This is a genomic window from Streptomyces sp. ISL-66 (assembly GCF_018614135.1).
Taxonomy (GTDB): Bacteria; Actinomycetota; Actinomycetes; order Streptomycetales; family Streptomycetaceae; genus Streptomyces.
Genome location: NZ_JAGGOW010000152.1, coordinates 45,679 through 65,651, shown reverse-complemented (window position 1 = coordinate 65,651; position 19,973 = coordinate 45,679). Strand labels below are relative to the sequence as shown.

Annotated in this window: 11 protein-coding genes; 4 read left to right on the top strand and 7 right to left on the bottom strand. The window is 70.7% G+C overall.

Annotation, left to right across the window (positions count from 1 at the left end):
* Positions 1-14 precede the first annotated feature (14 nt).
* Positions 15-1,028 (top strand): SGNH/GDSL hydrolase family protein, encoded by a 1,014-nt coding sequence (locus tag J7E97_RS27740; protein ID WP_215032728.1) that lies wholly within the window; start codon positions 15-17, stop codon positions 1,026-1,028.
* 113 nt (positions 1,029-1,141) lie between these two features.
* Here the strand turns inward: J7E97_RS27740 and J7E97_RS27735 are convergent, their stop codons facing one another.
* Entirely contained in the window at positions 1,142-3,562 is a 2,421-nt protein-coding gene (locus J7E97_RS27735; RefSeq protein WP_215032725.1) for a SpoIIE family protein phosphatase, read from the bottom strand.
* A 246-nt stretch (positions 3,563-3,808) separates the two neighbouring features.
* Here J7E97_RS27735 and J7E97_RS27730 point away from each other — a divergent pair, with 246 nt between their 5' ends.
* Positions 3,809-6,532, top strand: a complete 2,724-nt coding sequence (locus J7E97_RS27730) for a beta-L-arabinofuranosidase domain-containing protein (RefSeq protein WP_215032705.1) — start codon at positions 3,809-3,811, stop codon at positions 6,530-6,532.
* Positions 6,533-6,602: 70 nt separating this feature from the next.
* Positions 6,603-9,665: a glycoside hydrolase family 2 TIM barrel-domain containing protein gene (locus J7E97_RS27725; RefSeq protein WP_215032703.1), complete on the top strand. Its 3,063-nt coding sequence runs from the start codon at positions 6,603-6,605 to the stop codon at positions 9,663-9,665.
* Positions 9,666-9,747: 82 nt separating this feature from the next.
* Here J7E97_RS27725 and J7E97_RS27720 read toward each other — a convergent pair whose 3' ends face one another.
* The 4 genes from J7E97_RS27720 to J7E97_RS27705 all read right to left on the bottom strand — a co-directional run bounded on the left by J7E97_RS27720 (position 9,748) and on the right by J7E97_RS27705 (position 14,999).
* The gene (locus J7E97_RS27720) at positions 9,748-11,046 is read right to left on the bottom strand and encodes an RICIN domain-containing protein (protein WP_215032722.1); all 1,299 of its coding nucleotides are present in this window, start codon (positions 11,044-11,046) and stop codon (positions 9,748-9,750) included.
* 95 nt (positions 11,047-11,141) lie between these two features.
* The gene (locus tag J7E97_RS27715; RefSeq protein WP_215032701.1) at positions 11,142-12,572 is read right to left on the bottom strand and encodes an endo-1,4-beta-xylanase; all 1,431 of its coding nucleotides are present in this window, start codon (positions 12,570-12,572) and stop codon (positions 11,142-11,144) included.
* Positions 12,573-12,625: 53 nt separating this feature from the next.
* Positions 12,626-13,924, bottom strand: a complete 1,299-nt coding sequence (locus tag J7E97_RS27710) for a glycoside hydrolase family 6 protein (protein ID WP_215032699.1) — start codon at positions 13,922-13,924, stop codon at positions 12,626-12,628.
* Positions 13,925-14,024: 100 nt separating this feature from the next.
* Complete coding sequence (locus J7E97_RS27705; RefSeq protein ID WP_215032697.1) at positions 14,025-14,999, bottom strand: glycoside hydrolase family 6 protein; 975 nt, start codon at positions 14,997-14,999, stop codon at positions 14,025-14,027.
* Between the two features lie 294 nt (positions 15,000-15,293).
* On the opposite strand from J7E97_RS27705, the gene J7E97_RS27700 reads away from it, so the two are divergent.
* The gene (locus tag J7E97_RS27700; RefSeq protein WP_215032695.1) at positions 15,294-16,325 is read left to right on the top strand and encodes a LacI family DNA-binding transcriptional regulator; all 1,032 of its coding nucleotides are present in this window, start codon (positions 15,294-15,296) and stop codon (positions 16,323-16,325) included.
* A gap of 227 nt (positions 16,326-16,552) precedes the next feature.
* On the opposite strand, the gene J7E97_RS27695 is transcribed toward J7E97_RS27700, so the two are convergent.
* Together J7E97_RS27695 and J7E97_RS27690 are read right to left on the bottom strand one after the other, a co-directional pair.
* Positions 16,553-18,772: a glycoside hydrolase family 3 N-terminal domain-containing protein gene (locus J7E97_RS27695; protein ID WP_215032693.1), complete on the bottom strand. Its 2,220-nt coding sequence runs from the start codon at positions 18,770-18,772 to the stop codon at positions 16,553-16,555.
* Between the two features lie 8 nt (positions 18,773-18,780).
* Positions 18,781-19,794: a LacI family DNA-binding transcriptional regulator gene (locus J7E97_RS27690; RefSeq protein ID WP_215032691.1), complete on the bottom strand. Its 1,014-nt coding sequence runs from the start codon at positions 19,792-19,794 to the stop codon at positions 18,781-18,783.
* Between the last annotated feature and the right edge of the window lie 179 nt (positions 19,795-19,973).

The window sequence follows — 19,973 nt, the reverse complement described above, 5'->3', positions numbered from 1 at the left end:
ACCAGCAATGGCAACTGGTCCGCGCGTCCGGAGTGCTGGCGCAGGTCCACACCGCGGGGCGGGTCAAGGACGCGGGAAACACGGTGCAGTACAGCTGGCTCGGCGTGTATTTCGAGGGCCGCGTCAGGGGCACCGGCGTGGGCATCGTGCTGGGTGACTCGGCCGCCGATTACGACGTCCAGGTCGACGGAGCCACCGTCGCCACGCTCGTCACGCCCGGCACCACCACGCACTGGATCAACGGGCTGCAGAACCGTGAGCACACCGTCCGGCTCGTCAAGCGCAACGACAGCCCGGGGGACACCAGTACGTTCGGGGGCTTCCTGGCCGCGCCCGGCGGCGCCGTACTGAGCAAACCGGCGGCCCGCAGTCGTCAGATCGAGTTCATCGGTGACTCCCTCACGGTGGGCTACGGCAACCTCTCGACCTCCCGCACCTGCACCTGGGACCAGGTCAAGCGGAACACCAACTCCGATGTGAGCTACGGCGCCCTCACCGCCCGGCAACTGAACGCCGACTACCAGATCAACGGCTATTCGGGCCTCGGCATGGTGCGCAACTTCAACGGAAGCTCGCCGGATGTCACCTACCGGACCTTCTACGACCGTGCCCTCCCGAACGTGTCCGGCGACGTCTGGCAGAACCCGGGCACCTGGCGCCCCCAGCTCGTGGTGGTCAACCTCGGCACCAACGACTTCTCGACCGCCGTCAACCCCGGGGAGCCGTGGACGCCCGACAGCCTCGCGGCCGGCTACCGCAGCGCCTACGGCGACTTCCTCCAGAAGCTGCGCACGAGCTACGGTGCCGGGACGACCATCGTGGCAGTCGGCGCAAGCCAATACGCCGCCCATGTCCAGCAGGTGGTCAAGGCACGCAACGACGCCGGCGACAGTGGGGTCCGCTACTGGTCCCTCGACGACTCGGGCCTGGACTTCCAAGGCTGCGACTGGCACTACTCGGCCCATGACGACCGACTCATCGCCGACCGGCTCACCTCGTTCCTCACCGGTCTGCCGACGGGCTGGTGAGGGTCTGTTGACGGCACCGCCGACGGCACCGGCGACGACTGCGGGGCTCGCATCCCAGCGCGGCTAGGGCTAGGGCTAGGGCTAGGGGGCCTGGCGTCGCGTGGCGACAGGCCCTAGGGAAGGGTCTGCGCGCACCAGATCGTCTTGCCGCCGGCGGTGTGCCGGGTGCCCCATCCCTGGGTGAGCTGCGCGACGAGCAACAGGCCCCGGCCGCCCTCATCGAAGTCGCGGGCCCGGCGCAGGTGCGGAGCGGTGTTGCTCGCGTCGGAGATCTCGCAGATCAGGGAAGTGTCGCGGATCAGCCGCAGCCTGATCGGCGGCTCCCCGTACCTGATGGCGTTGGTGACCAGCTCGCTGACGACCAGTTCGGTGACGAACGACGCCTCCTCCAGGCCCCAGGCGTCCACCTGGTCCACGGCGAGCTTCCTGGCGCGCGGCACCTGCGAGGGGTCGGGCTCGATGTCCCAGTCGGCGACGTGGTGGGGATCCAGCGCCCGGGTGCGAGCGAGCAGCAGGGCGGCGTCGTCGGTGCGGCGTTCGGGGAGCACGGCTTCCATCACCGTGTCGCACAGGGCCTCCAGGGAGGTGACCGAGTGGTTCAGGACCCGCTGCAGTTCGGCGATGCCCTGGTCGACGTCGCGCTCGCGGCTCTTCACGAGTCCGTCGGTGTAGAGGGCGAGCAGGCTGCCCTCGGGCAGTTCGACCTCGGTGGCCTCGAAAGGCAGCCCGCCGATGCCGAGCGGCGGTCCCGGCTGCGCGCGTACGGATGTCCTGGTGCTGTCCGGGGAGATGATCAGCGGCATCGGATGACCGGCGCTCGCCAGCGTCAAGCGGCGGGACACCGGGTCGTAGACCGCGTACAGGCAGGTTGCCCCGAACTCGCCGGTCGGCTCGAAGTGGCCGGCCGGCTGGAGGTCGCTGGACAGGTGGATGATCAGGTCGTCGAGGTGGGTCAGCAGCTCGTCCGGCGGTAGGTCGATGTCGGCGAGGGTGCGGACCGCCGTGCGCAGCCGGCCCATGCTGGCCGAGGCGTACAGGCCGTGGCCGACGACATCGCCGACGACCAGGGCGACCCGGGCGCCGGACAGCGGAACGACGTCGAACCAGTCACCGCCCACTTCCGCGCCGGATCCGCCGGGCAGGTAGCGGGATGCCACCTCGACCGCCTCCTGGCTAGGCAGCCCCTGCGGCAGCAGGCTGCGTTGCAGGGTCAGCGCGGTCGTGCGCTCGCGCGAGTACCGGCGGGCGTTGTCGATGGCGACGGCCGCCTTGGCGGTCAGCTCTTCGGCGAGGATCAGGTCGTCGGCGGTGAAGGCCTCGGGCCGGTCGCGGCGGGAGAAGGCGACGACGCCGAGCATCGCGCCGCGCGCCCGCAGCGGCACGGTGATCCGGCCGGTCAGTCCGTCCGCGGCGATCGACCCGTCGATCAACGGGTTGCCCGGTGGCCAGTGGGCCGGGTCGGCGGCGAGCCCGGGCCCGAAGGCCCATTCGCCGCCCTGGCCGGGCTCGGCGACGAGCTCGACCGCGGACCTGCCGGTGGCCATGCAGCGGGCGGCGATGGAACCGGGAGCGTGGCCGACGGAGGTGGTGGGCCCCGGCGCCCGGTCGGTGTCCTCCTTCGCGCTGTGCTGGGCCGCACGGCTGAGCGCGATGGCCTCGCCGGGGGTGAACGCGGACGCGGAGGGCGGTTCCTCCCCGCGCAGCACCTCGTCGAAGAGATCCACGCTGACGAGGTCGGCGAATCCCGGGACCGGGGTCCTGGCCAGTTCCCGGGCGGTGCCGATCACGTCGAGCGTCCGGCCGATGCCACCGCTGGCCTCGTTGAGGATGAGCAGGCGTTGCCGAGCCCAGTACTCGGCGCTCATGTCGAATCCCCAGTTGGCGATCGCGCGGATCCTGCCCTCGCCATCCCGGACGGGCCACATGCTGGTGGCCCAGGCGTTGGCGTAGTTGCTGCCGAGCGGGCGGAAGACGGTGATGAGGCGTGCGGGCTCGCCCGTCCTCGCCACCTCGGAGAGCCGGTTGGTGTACGCCATGTCGTCCAGCTGGGGGAACAGCTCGCGGTACTTCTCACCGAGCACCTGCTCCTCGGAGTGCGCCATCACCCGGCACGCGGAGGAGTTGACCCACAGGAACCGCAGCTCAGGGTCGTAGACGCCCAGCGCGAAGGGACACTGCTCGAAGGCCCGGTCGGCGATCACAGGGCGGCGTCCCCACGGCTGGACGGTCACCACGTGGCCCAGCGCGCGGCCGTCCTCACCGCTCAGCGGATGAGCGGTCACCACGGCGTCCACCGTGGAACCGTCCCGGTGGCGCAGCGGGACGACTCCCGTGGAGTCGCAGACGCTGCCGCGGTTCTCGGGGGACTCGGGGGACTCGGGTCGGGGATCGACCAGCAGGTCGGTCACGGGCCGCCCCACGGTCTCCTGCGCCGTCCAGCCCAGCAGCAGCCGCCCGCCCTCGCTCCAGCCGCTCACCATGCCGTCCGGGTCGACCACGACAGCGGCAGTCGGGGCATCCCGCTCGGTAGCCATCTCCACGCGCCACGCCTCCGTCCGGACAGCGGTGCTAGCCAGGACCGGTTTCCCGCGGCTGCTTCCAGCCTAGATCCGCTCCGTCCGGTGCGCGCCCCGGTCACGGTTCGTATCAGGCGAGGGACATGGAGCGACCGAGACGAATGTATTGACACGCCAATTGTGAGCGTTAACACTCAGCGGGCGGGCGCCACCCCGAGCCCCGGGCCGGCGACGCGTGCCCCCAACGGACCATGGAGTTCCCCCATGTCGGCTCACCTCTTCAGCCGCCGCGCCGTGATCAAGGCGACCGGCGTCGCGGCCGTGGCCGCGGCTGCCGGCCCCGTCCTCGGCTTCGCCTCCGCCGCGGCGGAGACGTCCCCGCTCAGGTCCGACGTCGGAGTCTCGACGTTCCCGTTCGACCTGGGTCAGGTCCGGCTCACCAGCAGCCGGTGGCTCGACAACCAGAACCGCACCCTGGCCTACCTCCGCTTCGTCGACGTCGACCGCCTGCTGTACAACTTCCGCGCCAACCACCGGCTCTCCACCAACGCCGCGGCCCCGACCGGAGGCTGGGACGACCCGGCGTTCCCTTTCCGGACCCACGTGCAGGGCCACTTCCTCACGGCGTGGGCCCAGGCCTACGCCGCACTCGGGGACACCACCTGCCGCGACAAGGCCGACCGGATGGTGGCCGAACTCGCCAAGTGCCAGGCCAACAACTCCACCGCGGGCTTCTCCGCCGGGTATCTCTCGGGCTTCCCCGAGAGCGACTTCGCCAGCCTCGAAGCGGGCACGCTGACCAACGGCAACGTCCCGTACTACTGCATCCACAAGACCATGGCCGGTCTGCTCGACGTGTGGCGCCTCATGGGCAACACGCAGGCCCGGGACGTGCTCCTCGCGCTCGCCGGCTGGGTCGACCGCCGCACCGCAGCGCTCAGCCGCAGCCAGATGCAGTCGTTGATGGGCGTCGAGTTCGGCGGCATGAACGAGGTGCTGGCCGACCTGTACCAACAGACCGGCGACGCGCGCTGGCTGACGGCCGCCCAGCGGTTCGACCATGCCGCGGTCTTCGACCCCCTCGCCGCGAACCTGGACCAGTTGGGCGGCCTGCACGCCAACACGCAGGTACCCAAGTGGATCGGAGCCGTCCGCGAGTACAAGGCCACCGGGACGACCCGCTACCGCGACATCGCCGCCAACGCATGGACGATCTGCACCACCTCGCACACCTACGCCATCGGCGGCAACAGCCAGGCGGAACACTTCCGGGCCCAGAACGCCATCTCCGGCTACCTCGTCCGCGACACCTGCGAGCTCTGCAACTCCTACAACATGCTCAAACTGACCCGGGAACTTTGGCAGTTGGACCCCGGCCGGGCGGCGTACTTCGACTTCTACGAGAAGGCGCTGCTCAACCATGTCATCGGCGCCCAGAACCCGGCCGACCCGCACGGACACGTCACCTACTTCACGCCCCTCAACCCGGGCGGCCGCCGCGGCGTGGGCCCGGCTTGGGGCGGCGGCACCTGGAGCACCGACTACGGCACCTTCTGGTGCTGCCAGGGAACGGGCGTCGAGTCCAACACCAAGCTGATGGACTCCATCTACTTCCACGACGGCACCACCCTCACGGTGAACCTGTTCCTCCCCTCCGTCCTGAACTGGACCCAGCGGGGCATCACCGTCACCCAGACCACCTCCTACCCGGCCGGCGACACCACGACGCTCAAGGTCACCGGCAGCGTCGGCGGGACCTGGTCGATGCGCGTGCGCATCCCCGGATGGACCTCGGGCGCCACCATCAGCGTCAACGGCGTCGTCCAGAGCATCACGGCCAACCCGGGCACCTACGCCATCCTCACCCGGCCCTGGGCCTCCGGCGACACCGTCACCGTGAAGCTCCCCATGCGTGTGGCCCTCCAGACCGCCAACGACAACCCCGAGGTCGCGGCGATCACCTACGGCCCTGCCGTCCTCGCCGGCAACTACGGCAGCACCACACTGTCCTCCCTCCCTGCCCTGGACCCCTCCTCGATCACCCGCACCAGCAGCACCGCCCTCGCCTTCACCGCCACCGCCAACGGAACGACGGTCGACCTCGGCCCGTTCCACGACGCCCAGGGCTTCAACTACACCGTGTACTGGCGGACCGACAGTCCCGGCTTCCGTCTCGTCAACGCCGCCAGCGGACTCGTCCTCGGGATCCGGGACATGTCCACCGCCGACGGGGCCCCCGCTCTGCAGTGGACCGACTCCGGCACCGCCGACCACAATTGGCTCCCCGTCGTCGACGGCACCGCACTGCGGCTGCGCAACCTCCACAGCGGCAAGGTCCTCGGCGTGCAGGACATGTCCACCGCCGACAACGCCCCGATCCTCCAGTGGGCCGACACCGGCACCGCCGACCACCGGTGGACCGTCGTCGACGCCGGCAACGGCTACCACAAGCTTCGGAACGTCCATACCGGCAAGCTGCTCGGCATCGCGGACGGCTCCACCGCCAAGGGCGCCGCAGCCGTACAGGTACCCGACGCCGGCGCCCCCGCCGGCCAGTGGCAGTTCGTCCCCGACGGCGCAAGGCGCATCCAGAACGTCGCCAGCGGGCGGGTCCTCGGCGTGAAGGACATGTCCACCGCCGACGGCGGCCTCGCCATCCAGTGGGACGACAGCGGCACCGCCGACCATCTCTGGACGGCCGTCGTCGACACCGGCGGCTACCTGCGCCTGCGCAATTCCCACAGCGGCAAGGTCCTCGCCGTGGAGAACGGCGGCACCGCCAACGGCGCCCGGATCGTCCAGTGGGCGGACAACGGCACCCCCGACCACCGGTGGCGCCTGCGCCACGGCGGCGGTGACACCTTCAGGATCCAGTGCGCCAACAGCGGCCGTGTCCTCGGTGTCTCCGGCGCCTCCACCGCCCAGGGAGCCCAGGCCGTCCTCTGGGACGACAACGGCACCAACGACCACCTGTGGCGATTCATCTGACCCGGCCCCGAGCCCCTCGGCCGCCACGGGCCGATCGCGCGCACCACCTACGACCGCCGGAGGATTCCGCATGGCCGCACGCTATTTCGAGGACTACGCACCCGGCCGCGGCAGGGCGGCTCCGCGTGCGGCCCTGGACTCCGACGCACCCAGAATCGACCTCAACGGGGACTGGGCGTTCCGGTTCTCGCCCACCCTGCGCCCGGAACCGGACGGATTCGAGGCCCCGGACTTCGACGACGGCTCCTGGGACGCCCTTCGCGTCCCCTCGCACTGGCAACTGCACGGCCATGGCCGTCCCATCTACGTCAACATCGCCTACCCCATACCGGTCGACCCGCCCTTCGTCCCGGACGAGAACGAGACCGGGGACTACCGCCGGACCTTCGACCTGCCCGCCACCTGGGCGGGCACGCCGGCCGTGCTGCGCTTCGAGGGCGTGGACTCCTGCGCCCGGGTCTGGCTCAACGGGCGTGACCTGGGCGTCACTTACGGCAGTCGCCTGCCGACCGAGTGGGACGTGACCGAGGTGCTGCGGCCCGGCCGCAACGTGCTGGCGGTCCGGGTGCACCAGTTCTCCGCGGGCACCTACCTCGAGGACCAGGACACCTGGCGCCTGTCGGGCATCTTCCGCGACGTGTCCCTGCTGGCCCGTCCCGCGGGCGGCATCCGGGACGTCTTCGTGCACGCCGACTACGACCCGGACACCGGCGCGGGCCGGCTCCGAGTGGAGGCCGACGCGGACGCCCCGGTGCGGATCGACATCCCGGCCCTCGCAATCCACGACCGGCCGGCCGGGACCGAGTTCGCCTTCGCGGCGGTACGGCCCTGGAGTGCGGAGGATCCGCAGCTCTACGAGGTGTACCTGGCCACCGGCAGCGAGCGGGTCCGGATCCGGGTCGGGTTCCGCAGCACGACCATCGACGAGGCCGGGGTGCTCCGGGTCAACGGCCGCCGGGTGGTGCTGCGCGGCGTGAACCGGCACGAGTTCGACCCCGATCACGGCCGTGCGCTCTCACTCGAAGCCATGCGCCGCGACGTGGAGTTGATGAAGCGGCACAACATCAACGCCGTGCGCACCGCGCACTACCCGCCGCACCCCGCGTTCCTCGACCTGTGCGACGAGCTCGGCCTGTGGGTCATGGCCGAATGCGACCTCGAGACCCACGGCTTCGAGCACGCCGACCCGGAGCGCTGGCAGCGCAACCCCTCCGACGACCCCCGCTGGCACGACGCCTACCTGGACCGCATCGAGCGGACCGTGGAACGGGACAAGAACCACCCGAGCGTCATTCTGTGGTCGCTCGGCAACGAGGCCGGCGACGGCCGCAACCTCCGGGCCATGTCCGAGTGGGTTCGCCGGCGCGACCCGTCCCGCCCGATCCACTACGAGGGCGACCGGCTCGGCGAGTACACCGACGTCCACGGCGAGATGTACCGGCCGCCCGCCGCCGTCGCCCGGATCGGCCGGGGACAGCTGCTGCCGGGCGAGGTCTCCTACCCGGCCCGCGCCGGCTCCGGCGACCCGGCGGACGACCCGCGCAACCGCAAGCCCTTCCTGCTCACCGAGTTCGCCCACGCCATGGGAAACGGGCCCGGCGGGTTCGCCGAATACCTGCGGCTGTGCGACGAGTACCCGCGGGTCCAGGGCGGCTACGTCTGGGAGTGGATGGACCAGGGGCTGCGTACCCACGACGCCCAGGGGCGCGAGTTCTTCGGCTACGGCGGCGACTTCGGCGAGGACCTGCACGACGGCAACTTCATCTGCGACGGCCTGGTCCTCCCCGACCGCACCCCCTCTCCCGGTCTCCTGGAGTACGCGAAGGTGAACGCCCCCGTCCGGATCGGCCCCGGCCCGGAGGCGGACACCCTCGCGGTGGAGAACCGCTACGAGGTGCTGGACCTCTCCCATCTGCGGTTCACCTGGTCGCTGGCCCGCGACGGGGTCCAGCTGGACCACGGCGTGCTGCCCACACCGGAGCTCGCGGCCGGGGAGCACGGCCGGCTGCCGATGCCCCGGCTGGACCCTCCCCCTGCTACCGCTGCGAGGTGCCCACAGGGCGCGCAGGACGGCGGAGGCGAGCTCTGGCTCACCGTCCAGGCGGAGCTGGGCAAGCCCGCCGACTGGGCCCCCGAAGGCCACGTGGTCGCCTGGGGACAGCTCCGGCTCTCCGCGACGCGCGGCCGCCGGCCGATCGGCCGGCCGGGCCCGGCCCGCAGCGAGGGCGAACAGATCCTGCTCGGCCCCGGCCGCTTCGACCGGACCACCGGAGCCCTGCTCGCCATCGGCGGACTTCCCCTCCGCGGGCCACGACTGAACCTGTGGCGCGCCCCTACCGACAACGACCGGGGCTGGCACCAGCGCGACGCCGCCTACTGGAAGGACCGCGGGCTGGACCGACTGCGCCGCCGCACCGTCTCCGTCACCCCTGACGCACAGGGCATGACCGTCGTCGTCCGTAGCGCCGCCGCCGCGGGCAGCTCCGGCTACCTCACCACCTACCGCTGGGACAGCGACGGGGACAGCCTGCGCCTGCGGGTGCATGCCGAGCCCGTCGGCCACTGGCCGGAGCGAGGCGACGACTTCCCGGACCCCATGGTGGACCCGGCACTCCCGCCGGAGGAATACCGAGAGCTGGTCCGCAGGAACAGGTCCCGCTCACTGGCCCGCATCGGACTCGACTGGGAGCTTCCCGCCGACCGGTCCCAGGTGGAGTGGTTCGGCACCGGGCCGGGCGAGGCCTACCCCGACTCGCGCCAGGCGGTTCGCGTCGGACGGTTCCGCGCGAGCGTGGACGAGCTCCAGACGCCGTACGTGCGCCCCCAGGAGAACGGCAACCGGGCGGACACCCGCTGGGCCACCTTCACCGACGGAGCAGGGAGGGGACTGCGCGTCGTGGGCGAAGAGCCGTTCCATTTCGCCGCGCGCCGCTGGACCGACCAGCAGCTCGACGCCGCACGACACGACAGCGATCTCGTCCCGGGCCCGGTGATCCACCTCCACACCGACCATGCCGTCCAGGGCCTCGGCACCGCCGCCGTGGGACCCGGTGTCCTGCCCCAGCACCGGCTCGAACTCGCGCCGGCGGACTTCGGGTTCATTCTGACCCCCCTGCGGCAGCCTTCGCGCTGAGACGGACGTCGACGGAGTGGAGCCAGGATCATCCTGGCTCCACCCCGGCATCACCCTGGCTCCACTCCATGGTGCGGACGTGTCACTGGAACTGTGCGAAGAACCGCCAGATCTCTCCCTTCGTCCAGGTGGTGACGCCGCTCTCGTTGGAGGAGCCGTCGACCGGACCGGGCATGTGGCCTCCGTCGAACGCCGCCCATTGGACCGGGTACCCGGCACGGCAGCCCGAGTAGGTGGTGGTGATGTGCGTCCGGCTGCCCGGCGCGGGCTCGCGCGGGCTCTGGGAAGTGCAGCCGTTGTTGCTGACGAACCTGTCGCGCAGGGACCGTCCTTGCGCGATGTCGAGGACGGAGTCGCCGACGCCGTGGATTCCGAAATAGGCGATGGGCTGGGTTCCGCCGCTGCACCCGCTGATCTGGCCGCCGGAGATGACCGCGACGGCTCTGAAGACGTTCGCCCGGCTACATGCGAGTGCGTAGCTCATACCGCCGCCCCAGCTGAAACCCGTGGCGAAACGCTGCGCCGTGTTGACGCAGAGGCCGCCTTCGATGCGCCGGATCATGTCGTCGACGAAGGTGATGTCCTCACCACCCGAATTGGCCCAGCCGTTGCCGAGGCCCTGGGGAGCGACGAGGATCGCGCTGTTGTTCGACTGTTCCTGTTGGCCGTAGTAGGACCAGGCGGTCCCGCTCGTTCCGCCCGAGGCGACCTCGCCGGCGGTTCCGCCCCGCCAGTGGAACGCGAAGATCAGCCGGTAGGGGTGGCCGTTGTCGTAGTTGGCGGGAACTCTGAGGATGAAGCTGCGGCTCTTGCCGCCGCTCTGAATCGTGTGCGTACCGCTCGACAGAGTCGGGGCGCTGCCGCATCCGCCGCCGCCGGACGACAGCTTGATCATCTGCCATTGCTGGTTGGCGCCGCCCCAGTCGGTGTACTGGACGATGTTTCCGCCGTTGGCGGTGGCGGCGCCCTGCACCTCCACGGCCTTGCCGCTGTTGCGGTTGATCAGCCGTACGTGGCCTGCGTCGGAGTCGGCCAGGCGGAACTGCTGGTTGGCCCCGTTGCCGTCGGCCCACTGCGCGATCGCGGCGCCGTCGGTGGTCGAGGCGCCGGCCACGTCGAGAACCTTGCCCGAATGCCGGGCCTTGAGCCTGTAGAAGCCGCCGCCGGAGTCCACGAACTGCCACTGCTGGTTGGCTCCGTCGCCGCGCGTCCACTGGATGACCCGCGCGCCGTCGGCGGTGGACCCGTCACGGACGTCCAGCGCCTTGCCGCTGTTGCGGTTGACCAGGACGTACCAGGCGTTGGTGTCCACCGTCGCCGCCTCGGCGGGCGTCGGCTTCACCGCGACGAGCATGCCGATCGCGAGGGTCGCCGCCACCACGGCGGCCAACCGGGACCACCAGCGGTGTGTTCGTTGAGGGGCGGGGGAAACCGCACCGTAGGTCTTCATCGATTCACCCTCTTCGCCGTCGCAGGTCAGGTGCGGGTCCAGCGTTGGTTGCTGCCGTTCGAGCAGGAGTAGAGCTGGATCAGGGTGCCGTTGGCGGTGCCGCCGCCGACGGCGTCAAGGCAGAGGCCGGACTGGACGCCGACGATGGAACCGTCGGAGTTGAGGCGCCACTTCTGGTTGTCGCCACCCCAGCAGCTGTAGATCTGGACTTTGGCGCCGTTGCCGGTGCCGCCCGCGTCCAGGCACTTGTTGTCGTAGACCTTGAGCTCGCCCGCGGCGGTGTAGGTCCACTGCTGGTTGGTGCGGTTGTTGCAGTCCCACAGGTTGAGCTGGGTGCCGTCGGTGGTGCTGGAGCCGGGCACGTCCAGGCAGCGGCCCGAACCGACGCCCTTGATCTGTCCGGAACCGGGCGAGGGGGTGGAGGAGCCGCCGTTGAGTGCGTTGAGGACGGAGGTGTAGGCGGGCTTCTTGCTGCCGTCGCCGTTGAACAGCAGCGGCGACTGCTCCGATCGCCAGGAGTCGGTGTCGCGCACACCCCAGACGGTGATGCCCAGGCAGCGCGGGACGGCCAGGCAGTCGTTGGTCACGTTGGCGTAGGTCGTGGCCGAAGCGCCCTGGATGTCGAGTTCGGTGACGGCCACATCGACGCCGAGGGCGGCGAAGCTCTGCAGGGTGGTGCGGAAGTTGCTGTTGTAGGGGCTGTCGTTGTTGAAGTGCGACTGGAAGCCGACGCAGTCGATCGGCACGCCGCGCTGCTTGAAGTCGCGGACCATCGTGTACATGGCCTGGGTCTTGGCCCAGGTCCAGTTCTCGACGTTGTAGTCGTTGTAGCAGAGCTTGGCGGCCGGGTCGGCGGCGCGCGCGGTGCGGAAGGCGACCTCGATCCAGTCGTTGCCGGTGCGCTGCAGGTTGGAGTCGCGCCGGGCTCCCGAACTGCCGTCCGCGAAGGCCTCGTTCACGACGTCCCACTGGGCGATCTTGCCCTTGTAGTGAGCCATCACGCCGTTGATGTGGCTGGTCATCGCCTGGCGCAGCGTGCTGCCGCTGAGGCTCTGCATCCAGCCGGGCTGCTGGGAGTGCCAGGCCAGGGTGTGGCCGCGCACCTGCTTGCCGTTCTGCACCGCCCAGTTGTAGACGCGGTCACCGCCGGCGAAGTTGAACTGGCCCCGCTGGGGTTCCGTGGCGTCGATCTTCATCTCGTTCTCGGGCGTCACCGAGTTGAACTCGCGGCCCGCGATCGTCGTGTACGCCGAGTCCCCCAGCCTGCCCGAGGCGATGGCGGTGCCGAAGTAGCGGCCGCTCTGCGCCGCCGCGCCGCCGAGCGTGCTCTCGGCGGCCTGTGCGGTCAGCGGCGCCGCCAGCACGGCGGCCGAGCCGAGCACGCCGACGACCAGGGCCATGCACAGACCGCCGATCTTCCGGCGGACGGTGGGTGGGGGAGTGGCATGTGAGCCCATGGATGAGCCTCCAGGTCAGAAATCACGGAAGGATTGATGGGTGCGGGCCTCGGTCAGCGGACGACCGTGTTGAACTCCAGGGCGGGGTCGGCGTTCCGGACGAGGGACTTGGCCTGCTCCGGCCACCACACGCCGGCGGCGGGATCGACGATGCCGTACTCCGGGTCGATGGTGCCGCCCGGGATGCCGCGGTCGCACTGGCCGTCGGACTGGCCGACGGTCTTGATCCACAGGTAGGCGTCGACGAGCGGGACACCAGTGTTCGCGGTCGGTCGGTCGCCGATGCCGCGACCGGGAGCGTTGCACCAGGTCTGCGGGTCGCCGCTGTACTTGCCGGCGGGAGGGGTCCAAGCGCCCCGGCCGTTGCGGCTGGTGTCGACGACGAGGTGGGTGAGCTCCTGCGCGGGCGGGGAACCGACGTTCTGCTGGAACCACACGTCGGTCCAGTGCCAGGTGGACGGGTCGTCCACGTTCACGGAGTTGCCCGGCTGCCCGTCGTTCGGCGCCGCGGGGGAGTAGTACTGGCTCGCGCACCACTCCGGGTGCCCCTTGGCCCAGTCCGGGCCCTTGGTGGCGAACCACAGGCACTGGGAGACCCAGCTGCCGTAGTGGTTGGACAGGCTGGTGGCCAGGTAGTTGGAGACGTTCAGCGAGAAGCCCTGGGTGCGGGTGACACCGGCCTGGAGGAGGCGTTGCGCGATGTCGCCGACGCCGCGCCAGTGGCTGTTGCCGGCGTCCAGGTAGACGACGCTGTTCGGCTGCCGCTCCAGGGCGTCGATCGCGTGGTTGAGGTCGGCGAACCGTCCGGTGGTGATCGCGCCGGTGGGGTCGCTGTCGGGACCGCAGTCGGAGGGGAGGTTGGCCAGCCCGTCCGGTTCGAGGATGACGACGGCCTTGCTGCTGCCGAGCCCCCGGGCGAAAGCGCTGATCCAGGTCTGGTACTCGGCGTCCGACTGCGCACCGCCGGAGGAGTACTGGGAGCAGTCGCGCAGCGGGATGTTGTAGGCCACCAGGACGGGAACCGTCCGGGTTCGCTCGGCACGGCGTACCAGGTCGCGTACGCGGGATTCGACCTGCTCCGCAGTGCCGTCGGTGAACCAGGCAGCCTCGGGCCAACTGGCGAGCTTAGCCATGGACTTGGCGCCTTCGAGGTCCCGGTGGAGCAGGTCGGTGACGGCCTGGTGGGCCGCGTCGCTGCCGGGATCGACGGAGAAGCGGGTGTTCGCGGGAAGCGCGTGGGAGGCCGGCGCGGAGCCGGCCCCGGCAGAGTCGGCAGAGGTCGGGGCGGCGGCGCCGAGGAGCAGCGCGAGTGCGCTCGCGGTCAGGACGGATCGGTAGAGGGGGATACGCACGAAAGTTCCTTCGGCAGGGGTGTTCGGGGTCGCGGGCCCTGGCGCCGGACCGCGTGGGGCCGGCCCGGCGCCGGGGCCCGGCCTTCGGCGGGGGAACGGGTCAGTAGCCGTAGATCATCTTGTAGGCGACCTCCGGCAGGAACTGCCCGGCCGAAGAGCCGGCCCCGACACCGCAGTTGCCGTCGGACTCGCCGGGGATCTTGATCCACAGCAGCATCTCGGCACCGCCGCCACCGCGCTGGCTGGGAGTACCGATCCGGCGGCCGGCCGGGTTGCACCACTGACCGTTGGAACCGTTGCCGTTACGGCTGGTGTCGATGACGAACGGCTTGGTGTAGCCGTAGGAGCCCAGGGCTGAGTTGACCGCGTTGCCGTAGGAGGTGTTCTGGTCGGTGGTGAAGTAGTTGGAGACGTTCAGCACGAAGCCGTGTGCCCCGCCGACACCGGCGGTGGCGAGCTGCTGCGCCATGGTCGAGGCGCCGATCCAGCCGGGGTTCCCGGCGTCGAGGTAGACCCAGGTGTTGGGTGCCTTGGCCTTGAACTGGGCGATCGCGTTCTTCAGCATGGCGTTGCGCTCGGCGATCTGATCGGCCGTCATGCAGCTCTCGTGGCCGAGCGCGTCGGGTTCGAGGACGACGACGGCCGGGCGGCTGCCGATGCCACTGGCGAAGGCGGCGATCCAGGCGTCGTACGCGGCGCGGCTCCCGGCACCGCCGCCGGAGTGACCGGCGCAGATGTCCCGGTTGGGGATGTTGTACGCGACCAGGATCGGCAGCTTGTCGTAGGAGTCCGCGCGGCCGACGTAGGCGCCGGCGGCGGAGCCGATGTCGCCGCTCCAGTTGCCGAACCAGCGGGCTGCCGGGGTGTTGGCTATGGACGTCCGGATCGCTGCCGCCCGGCCGTCGCCGGGGTTCGCGTTGGCCCATCGCAGGGCGGAGTTGTCGGGGTCGGCGTAGAAGCCGCTGGTCATGGTGGTCGGGTCGGCGGCGTACGCCGGGCCGGCGCTGATCGCGGCGAGACCGGCGGTGAGCACACCGGCCAGCAGGGCGGATGCGGCTCGGACGGACTTGCGCATGGTTCTTCCTCCGGTGGGGTGGGGGCGGGGAAGTGGAAGCGCTTCCAGTTTTGACGCGAGTCGGACTGCGTTGATGGGATGATTGGTTCCGTTGCCGGGACATGTCAAGAGGTTGAACACGGTATTACTCGCGGCTCGGTTGACGCGGCAGATTGGAAGCGCTTCCAAATCCGTGGGGGAAACGCTGCCAAATCGAAACAAGGGAGTCGTCCGCGTGCAGGACCGAAGTCGGGACGGTGCATGGAATCATGGTTCCTGTTCACCGTCCGCGTGAGCCTGAGGAGCACTTTTTCCATGGAGTCGTCACCCAAGCGCATGCCGACCCTCGACGAGGTGGCTGCGCGAGCCGGCGTGTCGCGAACGGCGGCCTCCCGGGTGATCAACAACGCCCCGCACGTCAGCCGCGCCAAGCGGGAGGCGGTCCAACGTGCGGTGCGAGAGCTGGCTTTCGTGCCCAATCCGTCCGCGCAGGCCCTGGCGACCCGCAGGGTCGGAGCGGTGGTTCTGGCGGTCTCCAGCGACGAGCCGGGGCTGTTCGCGGACCCGTTCTTCGCGGAGGTCGTCGTCGGCGTCAGCGCGGCACTGGAGCAGACGGAACTGGAACTGATCCTGCTGCTGGCCAACACCCCGCGCGGCCGCGAGCGGTTCGAGCGGTTGCTGCGCTCCCGCCGGGCCGACGGCGTCATGCTGATGGCGCTGCGGGGCGACGACCCGCTGGGACGCCTGGGCGAGGAGGTCGATCTGCCCGTCGTCTTCGGCGGACTCCCGCTCGTCGGGGAGCCCACGTGGTACGTGGACGCCGACAACCGGGGCGGCGCGCGCCTGGCCGCCGAACACTTCGCGCGCACCGGCCGCCGACGGCCCGTCATGATCACCGGGCAGGTGGACGCCAGGGCCGCCGTCGCGCGGGAGCAGGGTTTCACCGAGGGCCTGACCTTGTCCGGCCTGCCGCTGCTCGGGGTCGAGTCCGGGCAGTTCACGGAGGACGGCGGCGCAGAGGCGATGGAGCGACTGCTCCGGGCGCACCCCGATCCGGACGCGGTGTTCGCGGCCTCCGACGCGATGGCCATCGGCGCTCTGCGCACCTTGCGGGAACGGGGGCTGCGGGTACCCGAGGACGTCGCGGTGATCGGCTTCAATGACCTGGCGAGCGCCCGGCACACCAGCCCGCCGCTGACCACGGTCCATCAGCCGGTGCGGGCGCTGGGGCAGGAGATGGCAAGGATGCTGGTCAGTGCCATCGAAGGGCACCGGCCCAGCCCGCTGATCCTCCCGACCCGCCTGACCGTGCGCGAGTCCGCCCCCGATCTGCCCGCGTCGGCCTGACCGGTGGGCGCTTGCGTCAGGGTCGGCCCGATCTGACGGGGTGCGCTTCCCCCTCATTTTCATTTCCCGGCCATCGCCGTCTCACGTCTTGGCATCATCCTCCTGTGCGGCACGAACGCCCCGGCGTGACCTCTGGAAGCGCTTTCAGCGCCGGGGGCCATCACCCTCACCTCTTCGAGCTCCTGCGTCTCTCCCCCGCAGCACGGGGCCCGGCCCGAACGACGTGGTCACGGAACAGGGATGATCTCGACCGGCACGGACAGCACTCGGTCGGCCGCCGGGTGGCGTACGGGGCCATGCAGAGTGAAGGAGCCCTGGAGCGGAAGATCGCCGCTGGACCGTCCGACGGCCACGCCGATCTCCCCGGGCTCCACCCTTCGGCGCAGGTCGAGCCCGGTGAAGGAGGTCCGGTCGGCATGGACGGAGAAGGTGATCCGGGCGGCCGCGCCCGGCTGCAGCTCGACCCTGGCGAATCCGGCGAGCCACCGCTGCGGCCGGACGACGGACGCCACGGGGTCCGAGAGGTACAGCTGGACCACCTCGGTCCCGGCCACCTCGCCGACGTTGCGTGCGGTGACCGAAACGGCGACGGCCCCGTCGGTCGCGGCGACGGGATCCACCGAGAGCTCCGAGCAGGTGAAGGTGGTCCAGCTCAGCCCGTGTCCGAAGGGGAACAGCGGGGTCGGGTCCACCGAGCTCCAGTCGGTGCGCCCGCCGAGCCTGGCGTGCAGGTAGGTGCCGGGCTGGCCGCCGGCCCGGCGGGGGATGGAGACGGGCAGCCGCCCGGACGGTTCCGCGGCCCCGCTGATGATCCGGGCCAGCGCCGTCCCGCCCTCCTCGCCCGGGAAGAAGGCCTGCACCACGGCCGATGCCCGCTCAGCCAACGTGCCGAGCGCGTAGGGCCGTCCGGAGACGAGGACCAGGACGGTCGGCGCCCCGGAGTCGAGAACGGCGCAGGCGAGTGCGGCCTGGTCGCCGGGCAGGTCGAGGGTCTCGGCGTCGCAGCCCTCTCCGGAGGTGCCCCGGCCGAACATGCCGGCCCGGTCCCCGAGCACCAGCACGTTCACGTCGGGATCGTTCGCGGTGACCGTGAACCCGGCGGCGGTCAGCGCCTCGCCGAGCGTCGGGATCTCCAGCCCTAGGTCGCCGGGCAGCGCGACGTGGTTGGGGAAGGAGTAGCAGCCGAGGAAGGACTGGGGGTCGTCGGCGTACGGCCCGCTGATCGCGACCCGGCACGGCCGCAGCGGCAGGATGCCGTCGTTGGCGAGCAGCACGGTGGAGCGTTCGGCCAGGAGCCTTGCCAGGGCCCGGTTTTCCGGCGGGTCGAGTTCGACCGGCTCGGGTTTGACGGGTTCCCAGTCGGGGTCGAGAAGGCCGAGCTCGGTCTTCTGCAGCAGGACCCGTTCCGCGGCCCGGTCGATGAGCCCCTCGGGTACGTCTCCCGACCGCACGAGGTCGGTCAGCGGCTTGCCGTAGCAGCGGGCCGTGGGCAGCTCGACGTCGATTCCGGCGGTCAGCGCCAGTGCGCCGGCCGCGCCGCGCGATCCGGTGACGCCGTGGCGGGTCTCAAGGAAGGAGACGGCGTAGTAGTCGGCGACGACCACACCGCCGAAACCGAGCTCATCCCTGAGAAGCTCGGTCAGCAGCCGTTCGTCGGCGGCCACCGGGACGCCGTCCACGTCGGTGTAGCTGTTCATCACCGACCGGGCGCCTCCCTCGCGCAGTGCCCGTACGAAGGGCTCGACCAGCACGTCGGCGAACTCGCGCGGTCCCGAGGCGACGGGGGCCATGTTGCGGCCGCCGCGCGAGGCCGAGTACCCGGCGAAGTGCTTGAGCGTCGCCACGATCCCGGCGCCTTCCAAGCCCTGCACATAGGCGGTGCCGACGGCTCCGACGAGATAGGGGTCCTCGCCGATGCACTCCTCGGTCCTGCCCCACCGGTAGTCGCGGACCACGTCGAGCACCGGAGCCAGCCCCTGGTGGACGCCGACCCGCCGCATCCCCGCGCCGATGGCGGCGGCCATCTGGCGCACGAGCTCCGGATCGAAGGACGCACCCCAGGCCAGCGGCCCGGGGAAGACCGTCGCCCCGAAGGTCATGAAGCCGGTCAGGCACTCCTCGTGAGCGACCGCGGGGATCCCGAACCGGCCGGATCCGGTCACCTGCCGCTGGAGCGAGGCGAGCCGCTCCATCCCGGCTTCCGCGCTGATCGGCGCGGTGCCGTACACCCGGGTGAGCTGGCCGAGCCCGTGGGCGACGATGTCGTCGAACAGGGGCGCGGACTCGCCGGAATCGTCCTCCATGGGCGCGACCGGTGCTCCGGGATTCGAGGGCAACGCCCAGAAGCCGGCGAGTTGCCCCGCCTTCTCCTCCAACGTCATCCGTTGCAGCAGATCGGCGACCCGCACGGACGCGGGCAGGAGGGGGTCACGCCAGGGCTCGATCAAGGGGTCTCCTAGGGGCGGGGCGGGGCGGAGGAGAGCCGGACCTTGAGCTCGGTCGAGAGCTCCATCCGGGGGCTGACCAGGGGCTGGTCCTCCAGAAGCTGGAACAGCGTGCGGGCAGCGAGCCGGCCCATCTCCTCCAGCGGCTGGCGCACCGTCGTCAGCGGCGGTGACAGCCATTCACACATCGGCAGGTCGTCGAAGCCGACCACGCTGAGGTCCTGAGGAATGCTCAACCCGCCCTGCCGGGCGGCTTCGTAGACACCCATCGCCTGCTGGTCGCTACCGGCGAAGATGGCGGTCGGCGGCTCGGGGAGGGCGAGCAGTTCCCGGGCTTGCTGGAACCCGCCCTCGTGCTGGAAGTCGCCGAACCGGATCAGGTCGCGGTCGACCTCGATCCCGGCCCGCTCCAACGCGGCCCGGTACCCGTCGATGCGGGCCTGGCTGCAGAGCATCTCCTTGCGTCCGCCGATCGCGGCGATCCGGCGGTGCCCCAGCTCCAGCAGGTGCTCGGTGGCGGCCAGGCCGCCCGCCCAGTTGGTCGCGCCGATGCTCGGCACACCGTTGCCCGGCAGGTCGATCGGGTCGATGACGACCAGCGCCACCCCGGCCCGTTCGACCTGGGCGCGCTGGGCCCGGGTGACCGAGGCGGTGACGAGGATGACGCCGTCGCTGTGGTGCAGGACCGGCAGTGCGGCCCAGCTCGACGGCGTGGCCTCGCCCGGCGGGACGAGCGACACGACGGTGCCGACGCTCCGCGGGGCGCACTCGGCCTCGACGCCGCGCAGGATCTCCACCGCCCAGGCGCTGTCCAGACCGCCGATGATCAAGTCGACGAGGCCCGACCTGCGGGCCCTGCCCTGCCTGCCGGGGTGGAGGTAGTTGTGCGATCGCAGCAGGGTCTCGATCCGCTCGCGTGTCGAGGGTGCGACATCGGAGCGGCCGTTGATCACCTTGGACACGGTGGCCTGGGAGACCCCTGCCTCCGCGGCGATGACCGCCAGGGTCGGACGCTGCTCACTCAACTTCTCTCCTCCACGCGGACGCCTTGGGCCGGCGACATGTATCGCAAACTTTCGAAGAGTCTCCGATCGGTGTGACCTGCTTGTCAAGCCCCAACAGGCCTGCCTCTTTTGGATAGTTCGGTGCTAGGTCTTGACCGAGAAGCCCCGCGTTCCTAGTTTATGGCAGCACGGAATTCGAG